Source organism: Pseudoalteromonas sp. S2755 (genome assembly GCF_005886535.1).
Taxonomy (GTDB): Bacteria; Pseudomonadota; Gammaproteobacteria; order Enterobacterales; family Alteromonadaceae; genus Pseudoalteromonas.
The window spans coordinates 49,210-65,737 of record NZ_PNDS01000140.1; the positions used below are offsets into that span (position 1 = coordinate 49,210).

Annotated in this window: 14 protein-coding genes; 9 read left to right on the forward strand and 5 right to left on the reverse strand. The window is 44.3% G+C overall.

Annotated elements, in window-relative coordinates; genetic code table 11:
• Positions 1-3 precede the first annotated feature (3 nt).
• Entirely contained in the window at positions 4-1,215 is a 1,212-nt protein-coding gene (locus CWC03_RS20010; RefSeq protein WP_138583371.1) for an aminotransferase class V-fold PLP-dependent enzyme, read from the reverse strand.
• Positions 1,216-1,317: 102 nt separating this feature from the next.
• On the reverse strand, positions 1,318-2,604 hold the full coding sequence (locus CWC03_RS20015; protein ID WP_010371472.1) for a citrate synthase: 1,287 nt from the start codon (positions 2,602-2,604) through the stop codon (positions 1,318-1,320).
• A 416-nt stretch (positions 2,605-3,020) separates the two neighbouring features.
• Between CWC03_RS20015 and sdhC the strand changes: the two genes are divergently transcribed.
• From sdhC to CWC03_RS20060, 9 genes are all read left to right on the forward strand, one after another.
• On the forward strand, positions 3,021-3,398 hold the full coding sequence (gene sdhC / locus CWC03_RS20020; protein WP_125252744.1) for a succinate dehydrogenase, cytochrome b556 subunit: 378 nt from the start codon (positions 3,021-3,023) through the stop codon (positions 3,396-3,398).
• Positions 3,389-3,736, forward strand: a complete 348-nt coding sequence (gene sdhD / locus CWC03_RS20025; protein WP_138583372.1) for a succinate dehydrogenase, hydrophobic membrane anchor protein — start codon at positions 3,389-3,391, stop codon at positions 3,734-3,736. The genes sdhC and sdhD overlap by 10 nt, the downstream gene beginning before the upstream one ends.
• Positions 3,737-5,509 (forward strand): succinate dehydrogenase flavoprotein subunit, encoded by a 1,773-nt coding sequence (gene sdhA / locus CWC03_RS20030; RefSeq protein ID WP_138583373.1) that lies wholly within the window; start codon positions 3,737-3,739, stop codon positions 5,507-5,509. It begins immediately after the preceding gene.
• Positions 5,510-5,519: 10 nt separating this feature from the next.
• Positions 5,520-6,239 carry a succinate dehydrogenase iron-sulfur subunit gene (locus CWC03_RS20035; RefSeq protein ID WP_138583374.1) on the forward strand — a complete coding sequence of 240 codons (720 nt, stop codon included), beginning with the start codon at positions 5,520-5,522 and terminating at the stop codon, positions 6,237-6,239.
• 84 nt (positions 6,240-6,323) lie between these two features.
• Positions 6,324-9,137, forward strand: coding sequence for a 2-oxoglutarate dehydrogenase E1 component (locus CWC03_RS20040; RefSeq protein WP_138583375.1), 2,814 nt, complete (start codon positions 6,324-6,326; stop codon positions 9,135-9,137).
• A gap of 10 nt (positions 9,138-9,147) precedes the next feature.
• The gene (odhB, locus tag CWC03_RS20045) at positions 9,148-10,641 is read left to right on the forward strand and encodes a 2-oxoglutarate dehydrogenase complex dihydrolipoyllysine-residue succinyltransferase (RefSeq protein ID WP_138583376.1); all 1,494 of its coding nucleotides are present in this window, start codon (positions 9,148-9,150) and stop codon (positions 10,639-10,641) included.
• Positions 10,642-10,814: 173 nt separating this feature from the next.
• The gene (gene sucC / locus CWC03_RS20050; protein ID WP_138583377.1) at positions 10,815-11,981 is read left to right on the forward strand and encodes an ADP-forming succinate--CoA ligase subunit beta; all 1,167 of its coding nucleotides are present in this window, start codon (positions 10,815-10,817) and stop codon (positions 11,979-11,981) included.
• The gene (sucD, locus tag CWC03_RS20055; RefSeq protein ID WP_138583378.1) at positions 11,981-12,853 is read left to right on the forward strand and encodes a succinate--CoA ligase subunit alpha; all 873 of its coding nucleotides are present in this window, start codon (positions 11,981-11,983) and stop codon (positions 12,851-12,853) included. Before sucC ends, sucD begins: the two co-directional genes overlap by 1 nt.
• A 74-nt stretch (positions 12,854-12,927) precedes the next feature.
• Positions 12,928-13,512, forward strand: a complete 585-nt coding sequence (locus tag CWC03_RS20060) for a Crp/Fnr family transcriptional regulator (protein WP_138583379.1) — start codon at positions 12,928-12,930, stop codon at positions 13,510-13,512.
• Between the two features lies 1 nt (position 13,513).
• Here CWC03_RS20060 and CWC03_RS20065 read toward each other — a convergent pair whose 3' ends face one another.
• From CWC03_RS20065 to CWC03_RS20075, 3 genes are all read right to left on the reverse strand, one after another.
• Positions 13,514-13,825 carry an antibiotic biosynthesis monooxygenase family protein gene (locus CWC03_RS20065; protein WP_138583380.1) on the reverse strand — a complete coding sequence of 104 codons (312 nt, stop codon included), beginning with the start codon at positions 13,823-13,825 and terminating at the stop codon, positions 13,514-13,516.
• Between the two features lie 115 nt (positions 13,826-13,940).
• Complete coding sequence (locus tag CWC03_RS20070; protein ID WP_138583381.1) at positions 13,941-15,152, reverse strand: M24 family metallopeptidase; 1,212 nt, start codon at positions 15,150-15,152, stop codon at positions 13,941-13,943.
• Positions 15,153-15,168: 16 nt separating this feature from the next.
• Positions 15,169-16,404: an NAD(P)/FAD-dependent oxidoreductase gene (locus tag CWC03_RS20075; protein ID WP_138583382.1), complete on the reverse strand. Its 1,236-nt coding sequence runs from the start codon at positions 16,402-16,404 to the stop codon at positions 15,169-15,171.
• Positions 16,405-16,528 lie beyond the last annotated feature (124 nt).

The following is a 16,528-nucleotide window of genomic DNA, read 5'->3' on the forward strand; positions in this document are numbered from 1 at the left end:
AGTTTAATCTAATAATTCTATTGTGGCATTTAACGCATTAATAAAATGCTCAATATCATCTTGGTTATTATAAAAAGCCAAACTTGCACGCACTGTCCCGTTAACCTTGAGCATTTTCATTAGAGGCTGAGTACAATGGTGTCCGCTTCTGACTGCTACGCCGTATGTATTGAGTAGTGTGGCAAGATCGTAGTGATGCTCGCTTTTATAGTTAAAACTGACTACGCCAACATTGTTTTGTGTATCGCCATAAACCGTGATGCCTTCAATCTGTTTTAGCTTTTCTAAAAGGGCGTGGTAGAGCGTTTGCTCATATCGTTGAAGTGCACTGGGATCAATCTCGTTTATATAATCTATCGCTGCAGCAAAACCGATAACGCCAGAAATATTGGGCGTGCCGGGCTCAAACTTACCAGGTGCCTCTCGATAGCTGGATCGCTCGAAGCTCACTTCTCTTATCATTTCGCCGCCGGTTTTGTATACGGGGAGCGCATTTAGTTGCTGGTATTTACCATAAAGTCCGCCGACACCTGTTGGTCCAAGCGCTTTATGAGCTGAAAAAACATAAAAGTCGCAATCCAGTGCCTTCAGATCAGGCCTTAAATGCAGTAAAGACTGAGCGCCGTCGATAACCGTGATAGTACCTATGGCCTTGCAAACCGAGATGAGCGATTCAATTGGGTGAATATTCCCAAGTGCGTTTGAAACATGGCCCATCGCTAACACATCAGGTTTATGCTGCTTTAACAGCGCAATAGCGCCTTGCTCATCGAGGACGCCGTCTAACATAGGTAACACTAGTAAAGTTGCGCCAGTACGCTGACAAGCTTCTTGCCAAGGCACTATATTAGCGTGATGTTCGAAGGGACTGATGGCAATGACGCTGTCTGAATTGAAGCATGCACTCAGGCCATAAGCCAATAAATTTAGTGATTCAGTTGCGCCGCTGGTCCATACTATTTCTCGTGTTTCTACATTTAAAAAACTGGCAATTGTTTCTCGGGCACTTTCGTAGCGAACGGTGGCGTTTTCACTCAGCGTGTGTAAACCTCTATGTACGTTTGAATTCTCATCTTGATAAAAAGTTTTTATGACATCGATGACTTTGTTCGGTTTTTGCGCAGTTGCAGCGGAGTCAAGATAGCAAAGCGGCTGTCCATCAAGTTGTTTGTTCAAAATTGGAAAGTCGTTGCGCAGAGATTGAATGTCAGTCATAACGTACCTGAGTTAATTGAGCTGCGCGATTCTAACGAATACGCGACGATATTAAAACAAAAAAGGCCGCATTAAGCGGCCTTTTCAAACACAATAACGAGATTATCTGTCGTTTTGTGTTTTGTAGTCGCGAGACGTGTAGCCTTTGTAAAGCTGACGCGGACGACCAATTTTGTGTCCTGGTTGAGAAAGCATTTCATTCCAGTGTGAAATCCAACCCACAGTTCGAGACATCGCGAAGATAACCGTAAACATGCTTGTTGGAATACCGATTGCTTTAAGAATGATACCAGAATAGAAGTCTACATTCGGGTACAGCTTCTTCTCAATGAAGTAAGGGTCTTCTAGGGCAATCTGTTCAAGTTTCATTGCAACGTCAAGCAGTGGATCTTGAATGTTTAGCTCTTTAAGTACTTCGTGGCACGTTTGACGCATTACTGTCGCACGTGGGTCAAAGTTCTTATAAACGCGGTGACCAAAGCCCATTAGACGGAACGGATCGTTCTTATCTTTTGCTTTTGCAACGTACTCGTCAATACGGTCGACAGAGCCGATTTCTTCAAGCATAGTTAAACATGCTTCGTTTGCGCCACCGTGTGCAGGGCCCCAAAGTGATGCAATACCTGCTGCGATACATGCGTAAGGGTTTGCACCTGAAGAACCAGCAAGACGAACGGTTGAAGTTGATGCGTTTTGCTCATGATCTGCGTGAAGCATGAAAATACGATCCATTGCTTTAGCAAGTACCGGGCTGACGTTGTAGTCTTCAGCTGGCACAGAGAACATCATGTGAAGGAAGTTTTCTGCGTAGCTCAAGTCGTTACGTGGATATACGAACGGTTGGCCAACGTTATACTTGTACGCCATTGCGGCAATCGTTGGTAGCTTAGCTACTAATTTGATTGCACAACGCATACGTTGATCTTCATCAGAAATGTCCAAATCTGAGTGGTAGAACGAAGATAACGCACCAACTACACCACATAGCATTGCCATTGGGTGTGCATCTACACGGAAGCCTTGGAAAAACGCAGCAATTTTCTCGTGCATCATTGTGTTGCGAGTGATCTCATCTGAGAACTCAGCTAGTTGTTCTTCGCTTGGTAATTCACCGTTTAATAATAGGTAGCAAAGTTCAATATAGTTAGAATTTTCAGCAAGTTGCTCAATTGGATAACCGCGATGAAGCAGTACACCTTTGGCACCGTCAATGTAAGTGATAGACGAGTCACAAGAGGCAGTCGACATAAATCCTGGGTCATACGTAAATAGGCCGTGAGCACCTAAAGAGCGAACGTCAACTACGTCTTGTCCAGCTGTACCTTCGTAAATTGGTAACTCAATCGGATCGTGACCATCAATATGGACTGTGGCTTTTTTATCTGCCATCTATTTGTCTCCTATTTAATAACAATATTCTGATTGTTATGTTGTGATACTAATGTTAAGCAAATTCAGATCATTCTAACTTATAACCTAGGTTAAAAGTCAATTTTTCTGTGATTTATGCATAAATGTATAATAAATATTCTACGGCGATTAAATATTAGACCATTCGCTAATTCGCAAGCGTCTCTATCTAAACAAGAATTGTAAAAGGGCGCATAGCCTTATATACTGTCAACGGTTTTATACCGTATCGTCTGTGGGTAAACCTATTTTTACATCAATTTTTACACTCGAGTGAACTTTTTGGTGTCCTAATTGGTTTATCTAGAGTGTGCCACCTACATTTGCAATATGTAGGTGGGTTTCATAAAAACAAGTAGATGAGCTCCTTTGTGGGCAAAGATGGGCAAGTAACTGTGAAAAAGCAAAGACCTGTAAATCTAGATCTTACGACTATATCTATGCCGCCAACGGCTAAAGCGTCGATTCTTCACCGTGTCACCGGTGTTGCTTTCTTCTTCGCTTTGACCTTTGTGATTTGGGCTTGGTCTGAATCCCTTTCTTCTCCTGAAGGCTTCGAGTTTGTAAAAGAACTGATGTCTGGCTTTATCGCGAAATTCATCGCGTGGGGCACCCTAACTGTATTGTCTTACCACATCATCGGTGGTATCCGTCACATGATTCAGGATATGGGACATTGGGAAGAATTAGAATCAGGCAACAATAGCGCGAAGATTGCACTAGCACTTTGGGTTATCGTAGCAATTTTGGCTGGAGTATGGATATGGTCTTAAATCAAGCGACTCTAAAGCGTGATGGCGTACAAGACTACGTGTCACTACGTACAACTGCGTTAATTATTCTAGCTTACGCGGTATTCATCGTAGGCTATCTTCTAATTACTCCTGAACTGACTTATGAAGCTTGGTCAGGGTTGTTCTCAAACTTAGCTGTGAAAGCAGCAACGATGATCACACTAGTATGTATCATGGTACATACACGCATCGGTTTGTGGCAGGTTTTAACCGACTACGTTAAGAACTCAACAACTCGTACTATTCTTGGCTTTGTATTAAACCTTGTGGCTCTAGCTTACGTAGCTATTGGTCTGTTTGTTCTGTGGGGTGTTTAAGTGAAATATAACGTACGTGAATTTGACGCAGTTGTAGTCGGTGCAGGCGGCGCGGGTATGCGCGCGGCACTTGCTATCTCGGAATCAGGCAAAACTTGTGCTCTTATTTCAAAAGTTTTCCCAACTCGTTCTCATACCGTATCAGCACAAGGCGGTATCACCGTTGCGCTAGGTAACTCGCATGAGGATAACTGGGAATGGCATATGTACGATACGGTTAAAGGGTCAGACTACATTGGTGACCAAGATGCTATCGAATACATGACCAAAACGGGTCCTGAAGCTATTACTGAGCTAGAGAACATGGGACTACCTTTTTCTCGCTTTGAAAATGGTCGTGTTTATCAGCGCCCGTTCGGTGGTCAGTCTAAGAACTTCGGTGGTGAGCAGGCAGCACGTACAGCTGCGGCTGCTGACCGAACTGGTCACGCATTACTACATTGCTTGTATCAGCAAAATGTGAAAAACAAAACAAATGTGTTCTCAGAGTGGTATGCGCTTGATTTAGTTAAAAACGACAAAGGCGACGTCGTTGGTGTTACCGCGATTGACATAGAAAGTGGTGAAGTCGTTTATTTCAAGTCTAAAGCTGTGGTATTAGCAACGGGTGGTGCAGGTCGTATTTACGCATCTACTACTAACGCACACATTAACACTGGTGATGGTGTTGGTATGGCGGTGCGTGCTGGTATTTCAATGCAAGACATGGAAATGTGGCAGTTCCACCCAACCGGTATTGCAGGTGCAGGTACGCTTGTGACTGAAGGCTGTCGTGGTGAGGGTGGTTACCTTCTGAACAAAGATGGTGAACGCTTCATGGAACGTTATGCGCCTAACGCAAAAGACTTAGCTGGTCGTGACGTTGTTGCACGTGCAATGATGACTGAGATCCGTGAAGGTCGCGGCTGTGAGGGTCCTTGGGGTACGCATATCAAGCTTAAACTCGATCACCTTGGTGAAGAGATGCTAAACCTACGTTTACCTGGCGTATGTGACCTTTCTAAGACGTTCGCGCATGTTGACCCTGCTAAAGAACCAATTCCGGTTATCCCAACATGTCACTACATGATGGGTGGTGTACCAACGAATGTGAATGGCCAAGTATTAAGTGTCAGTGAAAATGGTGATGAGCGTATCATCGAAGGTTTATTCGCTGTAGGTGAAATCGCGTGCGTATCAGTACACGGTGCAAACCGCTTAGGTGGTAACTCGTTGCTTGATTTAGTTGTATTTGGCCGTGCGGCAGGTAACTTCCTAGGCACGTACCTAAACAACTTCGAGTCTAGCGGTGAGGCATCAAAAGATGATGTTGATAACGCGTTCGCACGTTACAATCGCTGGGAGTCGTCTGAAGCTGGGAAAGGTGAAGATCCAGTACAAATTAAAAAAGACCTCCAAGAGTGTATGCAGCTTAATTTCTCTGTATTCAGAGAAGGCGATGCAATGGCTGAAGGCCTTAAAGAGCTTAAGGAAATCCGCGAGCGTCTTAAGCATGCTCGTCTAGATGACAAGTCATCTGAGTTCAATACGCAACGTATTGAGTGTTTAGAACTAGATAACTTGATGGAAACAGCGTACTCGACAGCAGTAGCCGCTAACTTCCGTACAGAGAGTCGTGGTGCACATTCACGTTTTGACTTCCCAGAGCGTGACGATGAGAACTGGCTGTGCCACTCAGTTCATCACCCGGGGTCTGATTCGATGACTAAGCGTGAAGTAAACTTTGCGCCTACAACTCGTGAAGCCTTCCCTCCAAAAGCACGTACATACTAGGAGCTAAGCGATGGCGACTTTAGAATTATCAGTTTATCGTTACAATCCTGATGAAGATTCAGCACCGCGTATGCAGGACTATACTCTAGAAGTAGAGGAAGGTCGTGACATGATGGTGTTGGATGCTCTGATGCAATTAAAAGAACAAGATCCAACTTTATCTTTCCGTCGTTCGTGTCGTGAGGGCGTTTGTGGCTCTGACGGCGTAAACATGAATGGTAAGAACGGCCTTGCCTGTATTACTCCAATTTCTGCGGTGCAAAAAGGTGGAAAAGGCAAGATCATTATTCGTCCATTACCGGGTTTACCAGTAATTCGTGACCTAGTAATTGACATGAGTCAGTTTTATACGCAATACGAGAAGGTTAAGCCATTTTTGATCAACGATAAGCCAACTGGTGGTGAAGAACGTCTTCAGTCTATTGAAGAACGTGAAAAGCTAGATGGCCTGTACGAATGTATTCTTTGTGCATGTTGTTCAACGTCTTGTCCTTCTTTCTGGTGGAACCCAGACAAGTTCATCGGTCCTGCGGGTCTTCTACATGCTTATCGTTTCTTGGCTGATAGCCGAGATACAGCGACTGAAGAACGTCTTGCTGGACTTGATGACGCGTTCAGCGTATTCCGCTGTCACAGTATTATGAACTGTGTTAGCGTATGTCCAAAAGGTCTTAATCCAACTAAGGCAATTGGACAAATTAAATCAATGTTGTTAAACCGTTCGGTATAACACATACTACTAGCTAAGATGGCAAGCAAAAGCTTGCCATCTTGTTTTCGTTTGAGTTTCTGCGCTAGATAAAAGGGCTAATAGATGCACGAAGGTGTGATGAAGGCATGGCTAGAATCTTCGCATTTGTACGGCGGTAACGTTGCGTACGTAGAAGATCTATATGAGGCGTATCTAGATGATGCAGCTTCAGTGCCAGAAGAGTGGCGAGAGGTGTTTGATCAACTACCTAAAGTTGATGGTGTGGATGTTGACACTAAACATTCAGAAGTAAGAGCGCAATTTGCGGAGCTTGCTAAAAACAAACACAGAGAAGTCGTGGTATCCGCAGAAGGGTCTGCTGATGCCAAGCAAGTTAAAGTTCTGCAGTTAATTAATGCATTCCGTTTCAGAGGTCATCAGAACGCTAACCTAGACCCGTTAGGGATTTGGGAAAGAGAGCGCGTTCGCGATCTTGACCCTGCTTTTCATGATTTAACCGATGCAGACTTAGATAAAGAATTTAACGTTGGCTCTTTTGCTTGTGGCAAAGAGACAATGAAACTCAAAGACTTGTACGCTGCGCTTAAAGCGACATACTGTGGCTCTATTGGTGCTGAGTACATGCACATCACGTCTACCGAAGAAAAACGTTGGTTACAACAGCGTTTGGAATCGTCCTTCTCGAAGCCACAATTCGACAAAGAAACCAAACTAAGAATCTACAAAGGTCTGACTGCTGCAGACGGCTTAGAAAAGTACTTGGGCGCAAAATTCCCAGGCGCTAAGCGTTTCTCTCTAGAAGGCGGTGATTCACTTGTGCCTATGCTGAAAGAGCTTATTCACCGTGCTGGTGAAAGCGGTCAGCAAGAAGCCGTAATTGGTATGGCTCACCGTGGTCGTCTAAACGTACTAGTGAATGTACTGGGTAAAAACCCACAAGAACTATTTGACGAGTTTGCTGGTAAATACGGCGAACACGCAGGTTCCGGTGACGTTAAATACCATATGGGTTTCTCTTCTGACTTCGGTACGAAGGGCGGCAATGTTCATATGGCATTGGCATTCAACCCATCTCACCTTGAAATCGTAAACCCAGTAGTAATGGGCTCGGTACGTGCTCGTCTTGACCGTTTGAATTGTCAAAGTGGTTCTAAAGCATTACCAATCACAATTCACGGTGACTCTGCAATTGCAGGTCAAGGTGTCGTACAAGAAACGTTTAACCTATCGCAAACACGCGCCTACGGCGTTGGTGGTTCGATCCGCATCGTAGTTAATAACCAAGTTGGTTTCACTACGTCAAAACGTGAAGATACTCGTTCAACTGAATACTGTACCGATATCGCCAAAATGGTTCAGGCACCTATCTTCCATGTGAACGCGGATGATCCTGAAGCCGTTGCATTCGTTACACAAGTTGCACTTGATTTCCGTAACAAGTTTAAACGTGATGTGGTGATTGACTTAGTATGTTATCGTCGTCACGGTCACAACGAAGCGGATGAGCCAAATGCAACGCAACCGCTGATGTATCAGAAGATCAAAAAGCACCCAGTACCTCGTCAGTTATATGCTGATCAACTTGTACGCGAAGGTGTCATTTCTGAAGACGATGCGAAACAAATTGCAGACGAGTACCGAAATGGTCTTGATAAAGGTGTTTGTGTCGTAGAAGAAATTCAAAAGGAAACCAAACACTCATCAGATTGGTCTAAGTATGTTGGTCACGATTGGGATACGCCGTATGAGCCAAAAGTTGCGCTAGATAAACTTAAAGCGCTTGGCGAAAAAATTGCGAGCTACCCAGAGTCACATAAAGCACAATCTCGCGTTAAAAAGATTTACGATGACCGTAAACTTATGGCGCAAGGCGAAAAAATGCTTGATTGGGGTATGGCCGAGACATTGGCTTACGCAACCTTGGTTGATGAAGGCACTGATATTCGTCTTACTGGTCAGGATTCTGGTCGCGGCACGTTCTTCCACCGTCATGCCGTAGTACATAACCAAAAAGACGCGTCTACTTACCTTCCGCTACAAAACATTCGTGAAGGACAAGGGCTGTTCGAAGTGTACGATTCAGTACTATCGGAAGAAGCGGTACTTGCATTCGAATATGGTTACGCGACAGCAGAGCCAACGTCATTGGTACTGTGGGAAGCGCAATTTGGTGACTTCGCCAACGGTGCTCAAGTCGTATTCGACCAATTCCTAAGTTCAGGTGAGCAGAAGTGGGGTCGTTTATGTGGTCTAACACTACTACTTCCTCATGGCTATGAAGGTCAAGGTCCAGAGCACAGTTCTTCACGTTTAGAGCGTTATCTACAGCTTTGTGCTGACCACAATATGCAAGTATGTGTGCCGTCAACACCAGCGCAAGTATACGCAATGCTGCGTCGTCAATCGGTTCGTCCTCTGCGTCGTCCTCTAATTGTAATGACGCCTAAGTCGCTATTACGTCATCCATTAGCTGTTTCTAGCCTAGAAGAGCTATCCGAAGGCGTATTCAACAACATGATCGATGAGATTGATGATATCAATCCTGAAAACGTTGAGCGCGTAGTGTTCTGTAGCGGTAAGGTTTATTACGAACTACTGCAAGAACGTCGTAAGCAAGAACTTAACAATATTGCTATCGTTCGTGTTGAACAGCTATATCCATTCCCTCACAAAGAGATGGATGAGATTATGGCTCGCTACCAGCACGTAAAAGATTTTGTTTGGTGTCAAGAAGAGCCACAAAACCAAGGTGCTTGGTACTGTTCACAGCATCATTTCTGGGAAGCTATCCCTGCTGGCGCAAATTTGACTTATGCAGGCCGTAAGGCTTCAGCTGCACCAGCATGTGGATACATGTCTACACATACTAAAGAACAAAACGCGTTAATTGCTGACGCTTTAACAATTAAGAAATAAGGAATAAGAGATGACAACCGAAATTAAGGTTCCTGTTCTTCCTGAGTCTGTTGCCGATGCAACGGTTGCTACATGGCATGTAAGCGTTGGCGATAAAGTGACTCGTGATCAAAACTTAGTTGACATCGAAACGGATAAGGTCGTTTTAGAAGTTGTAGCGCCAGAAGATGGTGTTATCGTTGCAATTTCTGAAGAGGAAGGCGCAACCGTTCTTGGTGAACAAGTTATTGCACAACTAGGTGATGCTGATGAAGCAGCAGCGCCTGCTCAATCAAATGAAAAACCAGCAGCGTCAGAATCGGCGCCAGCAGCAGAAGGTAAAGAAGTGGACATTAAAGTACCTGTACTTCCTGAGTCAGTAGCAGATGCTACTATCGCAACTTGGCACGTTCAACCAGGTGAAGCGGTTAGCCGCGACCAGAACCTAGTTGATATTGAAACAGATAAAGTGGTTCTTGAAGTTGTTGCACCTGAAGACGGTGTGATGGGTGAGCACATCCACGCTGAAGGTGAGACAGTACTAGGTGATCAAGTTATCGGTAAGATCGTTGCCGGTGGCGCACCAGCTAAATCATCAAGTGAGAAAAAAGAAGAAGCACCAGCTGCTGCTTCTGACGAAAACTCAGATGTACTAACACCATCTGTTCGTCGTCTTATCGCAGAAAAAGGCCTTGATGCTGCCAAGATAAAAGGTTCTGGTAAAGGCGGTCGCATTACTAAAGAAGACGTGGATGCTTTCCTTAAAGCACCAGCGAAATCAGAGTCTAAGCCTGCGGCTTCTGCACCAGCTGCCCCAGTAGGTGAGCGTACACAAAAACGTGTTCCTATGACGCGTCTTCGTAAAACAATCGCTAACCGTCTATTAGAAGCGAAGAACTCAACAGCAATGCTGACGACGTTCAACGAAGTAAACATGAAGCCAATCATGGACCTTCGTAAGCAATACCAAGAAGTTTTTGAGAAGCGTCATGGTATCCGTTTAGGTTTCATGTCTTTCTACGTGAAAGCGGTAACTGAAGCACTTAAACGTTTCCCTGAAGTGAACGCGTCTATCGACGGCGATGATATCGTTTACCACAATTACTTTGACATCAGCATCGCGGTATCAACACCTCGTGGTCTAGTGACTCCGGTACTACGTGATTGCGATAAGCTTTCAGTTGCTGAAATCGAGAAGAATATTCGTGAGCTAGCTATCAAAGGTCGTGACGGTAAACTAACTGTAGATGATATGACTGGCGGTAACTTCACAATCACCAACGGTGGTGTGTTTGGTTCACTACTTTCTACGCCTATCATCAACTTGCCACAGTCTTCAATCTTGGGTATGCACAAAATTCAAGAGCGCCCTATGGCAGTAAACGGTAAAGTTGAAATTTTACCTATGATGTACCTAGCACTATCTTATGACCACCGTCAAATCGATGGTAAAGAGTCAGTTGGTTTCCTAGTAACAATTAAAGAGTTGCTTGAAGATCCAACACGTCTACTACTAGACGTATAATATTTGTTTAAAGAATAAGCTGTATGCTCGCATACAGCTTTTTTTTTGCGCCTTTGGTCTAAGTGGGGTTTTCATCAGAAGCCTTGGGATCTATACTATGTGCGCAATTTGGGATAGCTGACTATTTGCATAAATATTCAGCTTTTTTAGTATAAAAAATTGGATAAAGCATCATGAATTTGCATGAGTATCAGGCAAAACAACTTTTTGCCGAATATGGTTTACCTGTATCAGAAGGCTTTGCTTGTGATACACCTCAAGAAGCAGTTGAAGCTGCTGGTAAAATCGGTGGAGACAAGTGGGTTGTTAAGTGTCAAGTACACGCTGGCGGCCGTGGTAAAGCTGGCGGTGTTAAACTTGCAGACAGCAAAGACGAAATCCGCGCATTCGCTGAAAACTGGTTAGGTAAAAACCTAGTTACTTACCAAACAGACGAGAAAGGTCAGCCTGTTGCTAAAATCTTAGTAGAAAGCTGCACTGATATTGCAAATGAACTATACCTAGGTGCTGTTGTTGACCGTGGTTCACGTAAGATCGTGTTCATGGCATCAACTGAAGGTGGTGTAGAAATTGAACAAGTTGCAGAAGAAACGCCTGAACTAATTCATAAAGCTGAGATCGACCCACTAGTAGGTCCTCAAGCTTACCAAGGTCGTGAGCTTGCGTTCAAACTAGGTTTGAACCCAACTCAAGTTAAGCAATTCACTAAGATCTTCTTAGGTCTAGCTGAAATGTTCATCAACCACGACTTTGCTCTACTAGAAATTAACCCGCTAGTTATCACGGACGCTGGTAACCTACACTGCCTAGATGGCAAAATCGGTGTAGACGGCAACGCATTGTTCCGCCAGCCTAAGATCCGTGGATTCCACGATCCTTCACAAGAAGACGCACGTGAAGCACACGCAGCAAGCTTTGAGCTTAACTACGTAGCACTAGACGGTAACGTTGGTTGTATGGTTAACGGTGCAGGCCTTGCGATGGGTACTATGGACATCGTAAACCTACACGGTGGCAAGCCAGCTAACTTCCTAGACGTTGGTGGCGGCGCGACTAAAGAGCGTGTATCTGAAGCATTCAAGATCATCCTTTCTGACGACAATGTTAAAGCAGTACTAGTTAACATCTTCGGTGGTATCGTACGTTGTGACATGATCGCTGAAGGTATTATCGGCGCGGTTAAAGAAGTTGGCGTAAACGTACCTGTAGTTGTACGTCTTGAAGGTACTAACGCTGAAGCTGGTCGTGAAGTACTAGCTAACTCTGGCCTTGACATCATTGCAGCTGAGTCACTAACTGACGCTGCTGAGAAAGTAGTTGCTGCTGCGGAGGGCAAATAATGTCTGTACTAATTAACAAAGATACTAAAGTAATCTGTCAAGGTTTCACTGGTGGTCAGGGTACTTTCCACTCTGAGCAAGCTATCCAGTACGGTACGCAAATGGTTGGTGGTGTTTCTCCTGGTAAAGGCGGCACAACTCACCTAGGCCTACCTGTATTTAACACAGTACGTGAAGCGGTAGAGTCAACTGGTGCAACTGCATCTGTTATCTACGTACCAGCTGCATTCTGTAAAGACGCTATCCTTGAAGCTATCAGCGCAGGTATCGAACTAATCGTATGTATCACTGAAGGCATCCCTACACTAGACATGGTTGATGTTAAAGTGAAGCTAGAAGAAACTGGCGTTCGCATGATTGGTCCTAACTGCCCAGGTGTTATCACTCCAGGTGAAACTAAGATCGGTATCATGCCAGGTCACATCCACATGCCTGGTAAAGTAGGTATCGTGTCACGTTCTGGTACTTTGACTTATGAAGCAGTTAAGCAAACAACTGACGCTGGCTTCGGTCAATCTACTTGTGTTGGTATCGGTGGTGACCCAATCCCAGGCACTAACTTCATCGACGTACTAGAGATGTTCCAAAACGATCCGCAAACTGAAGCTATCGTAATGATCGGTGAGATCGGCGGTACAGCTGAAGAAGAAGCGGCTGAGTACATCAAGCACAACGTAACTAAGCCTGTTGTTTCTTACATTGCAGGTGTTACAGCTCCTCCAGGTAAGCGTATGGGTCACGCTGGTGCAATTATCGCAGGCGGTAAAGGTACAGCTGACGAGAAATTCGCAGCACTTGAAGCCGCGGGTGTTAAAACAGTTCGCTCTCTTGCGGAAATCGGTTCTGCACTAAAAGAGAAAGCGGGTTGGTAAGTTAATACCACACGTTAAAAAGGCTCCTCAAGGAGCCTTTTTTGATCTAGCTATATCAATTGAACGAGGGGATTATGCCTTTTCATAAACTCGGTCAGCTTTGTGAAGTCACAAAAAATGAATTATTAACACTTATTCAGCAAAACCCAACGTTCAACACTAAGTGCTGTAGCCGTAATGAAATATTATTGCAACAAGGGCTGATGCAACATCATGGCTTCTTTATTCACTCTGGCAAGCTCGTATCATCGGTTGTAAATGAAACAGGGGAGCTAAGGCATAAGGAGTTTTACTTTGCTGGCGAACTTTGTATTTTATTTGCTGAATGGATCCAAAAATCTCCCAGCTTCTATCAAATCTCTGCACTGGATGATGCAAAGATAGTACTCGTTCCGTTAGCCGAATTGGAACAAGATAGCCTTCGCGCACTTAGATTAAAATTGTTAGAACAGCAGTTGCTATTTAAAGAAGCAAAAGAAGCTTTTCTACTACTAAATACGCTCGAGCAAAGATATTGTTTTTTGCGTGACGAACGTCCGCACTGGGTTAATGGTTTGGCAAATTATGATCTTGCTAATTATTTGGGTGTAACGCCTCAAGGGTTATCACGGTTAAAGTCGCGAGTAAACAATGCACAAGCGACTACAGCTAAGCGCTAGCTCAAAGACTATATTCACGCTCTACCTTGGCAATACGCGTTGTATAACTTTGATACCATTTTTTATTGCCGTTTTTTTGCGCCTCAATATGCTCAGCATTGGCTTTCCATGCTTTGATTGACTCTAGGTCTCGCCAATAAGAAACCGTGATCCCAATTTCTTCACTCGCTGATTCTATACCTAAAAAACCGGGTTGAAGCTTAGCAAGCTCGACCATTCTCAAAGCGGTTTGGGCGTAGCCCTCAACATCTTTATTCTTTATATTGGTAAAAATTACAGCGTAATAGGGTGGTGGTGGGGTAGTTGCTATCATAAGTTGTGACGCAGTAAATTGTAGATGTTAAATTTATACCAATTTACCTGTGCTTAAATCAATCACGATAAATGATGAGTTACTCATCAGAGCAACTCATCATTTATCCCTAATGCTATTCAACCCCGAAAGGATTGTCTATGCTGTGCGCGGGCTCAGTAAACCAACGCGGACCATCGTCGGTCATATAGAAATGGTCTTCCAAGCGAATGCCAAATTCGTCAGGAATAACCAGCATAGGCTCGTTTGAAAAGCACATTCCAGCTGCAAGCGGTTCTGGGTTGTCTTTAACTAAATAAGGCCATTCGTGGATGTCTAAGCCGATCCCATGCCCGGTGCGGTGTGGGCAACCTGGTAGTTGATAATCGGGACCGAGTCCATTGCTGGCAATATACTCTCTCGCGGCCTTATCAACAGCGCCACAGGGCGCCCCAATTTTGGCTGCATTAAATGCCGCAATTTGCGCTAGCTTCTCGATTTGCCAAACGGACTTTTGCTTTTCACTGGGTTCGCCAAAAACATAAGTACGGGTGATATCGCTAAGATAGCCGTGTAACTTACAACCAGTGTCGACGAGAACCACATCGCCTTTTTTCAGCGTTTGTGGATTTTTTACACCATGTGGGAATGACGACGCCACACCAAATAGCACAATACAAAAATAATTGCCCGGCGCTCCCACTTTTTTGTGCGCTTCATTAATAAAGGCTTCAACTTCGGTTGTGGTGATCCCTTCATACAGCATAGATGCCGTTGCTTTATGTACGGCAAGTGTCATGTCCATTGCGCGTTGAATAAGGGCAATTTCATTGGCCGATTTATGCATTCTACAATGCGCGGTTACTACCTTTGCATTGATAAGCGAAAGCTCAGGTGCCGCGAGTCTGATCCCATCAGCAACAAAAAACGCAGTGCTTTCGTCAATGGCGAGTGTGCCTGTGCTATCAATATTGAGTGTGTTAAGTACGTTTGCGACGAGCTCGTAAGGAGATTCTTCTTCTTGCCAAGCATGAATAGGGCCTTCAATCAGCCAATAATCTTTAATAGAGCCGATTTCAAAAAATGGGACAATAAACTGAACTTGTCCATTGGCGGGTAAAATAGCACCGACCAAACGTTCACTGGCATACCATTGTAAACCAGTAAAGTATTTTAAATTTGTGCCAGCATTTAAATAGAGCGCATCAATATTGTTTTGCTGCATATATTGTTGAGCTTTCTCTATTCTTGCTAAATACTCGCTTTCGCCAATTGGCGCTATGCCTTTGGTCATATCTTCTAAGTTATCTAGCGCTTGCTGCGCGCTTTGGTATGCAATACCTTTCATTTATTGTGCTCCTTGTCTAATTAAATCGAGCAATACTAAAAGGAGTAAGATCGATGTCGTTGGGCTTGTTGTCAATAAGATCTGCGATACATTCACTGGAAATTGCGGCTTGGGTCAGGCCTAAATGCTGATGACCCAGTGCAAAATAAAGGTTGTGATGATTTGGCGCTTGTCCGATGACAGGTAAATAATCTGGGAGTGAGGGACGGCAGCCAGCCCAAAGCGTCTCACTATGTTGTGGCAGTGCTTGACTTAATAGAATTCTTGCATGATGCAATAATGCGCGAGCACGGCTGTAGTTGGGTTTACTCTCCAGTGCTGCAAATTCTACCGTTCCGGCCAGTCGTAAACCTTGTGACATGGGCGTCATGATAAACCCTCGTTCACTTGATGCGACAGGTCGTGTAAGCGTATTATTCACTGCCAACATGTTGTGATAACCACGCTCGGCAATCATTGGCAGTGAGTAACCTAAAGACGCACAGAGCGTTTTACTTGCAGCACCTGTTGCCACAACGACTTTGTTAAAGGTCATCTTGTGGCTGTTGGAGTGAAGTGTGTAGCCATGCTCTGTGTGGGTAATATTGTCGATTGAACCTTGTTTGAATGTTCCACCTAGCTGAATAAACTGCTTATATAACGTCAAACAGAGGGCGTAGGGATCTGTGCTATGCGCGACTTTATCAAAATACAGTGCTGAGGTAATGGTCCTTGATAGGCTCGGTTCCATTTCTCGGGCTTGATCACCTGTTAGTAAGCTCACTGAGATTTCTTGTTCGGCGTATTTGTTATAGCTTTGACGCGCAGAGCTTTCGTCACCTTCAAATACCAGTAAACTGCCGTTGCTAGATATAAGGGTATGATACTTATCACCAAGTAAACGCTGATATGCGGGTAGTGCGCGTTCATTTAAACTTCTAAGTGCGATTGTACCTTTATGGAAGCAGCTACTTTTCATTTGCTTTAAGAATCGTACAAACCAAGGAATATTTTTGACCAAAGAGGTGGTCTCAATTCGCAAAGGCCCCACCGGATTGACTAACATGCTAGGCACCTTTGTTAGTAAAGCTGCGTCTGCCATGGGGAATACCTGCTCTGTGGCAAAATGCCCCGCGTTACCCTTAGAACATCCCTCTGCGGGCTGATTTTTATCGAGCAAGGTAACAGCGTGGCCTCGTCGAGCTAATTGCAGCGCTGTGGTGATCCCAATAATCCCTGCGCCTATCACTGCAATTTTATTATTACTTTCCACAATTTACCTCACCACTCTAAATTGTATTTCCACATAGCCATCAATCAGACCTCATTTAAATACCAATAAGAAAAAATTTAACACTTATAAATCATAGTATTACAGATATTTAGGCCAATCATTT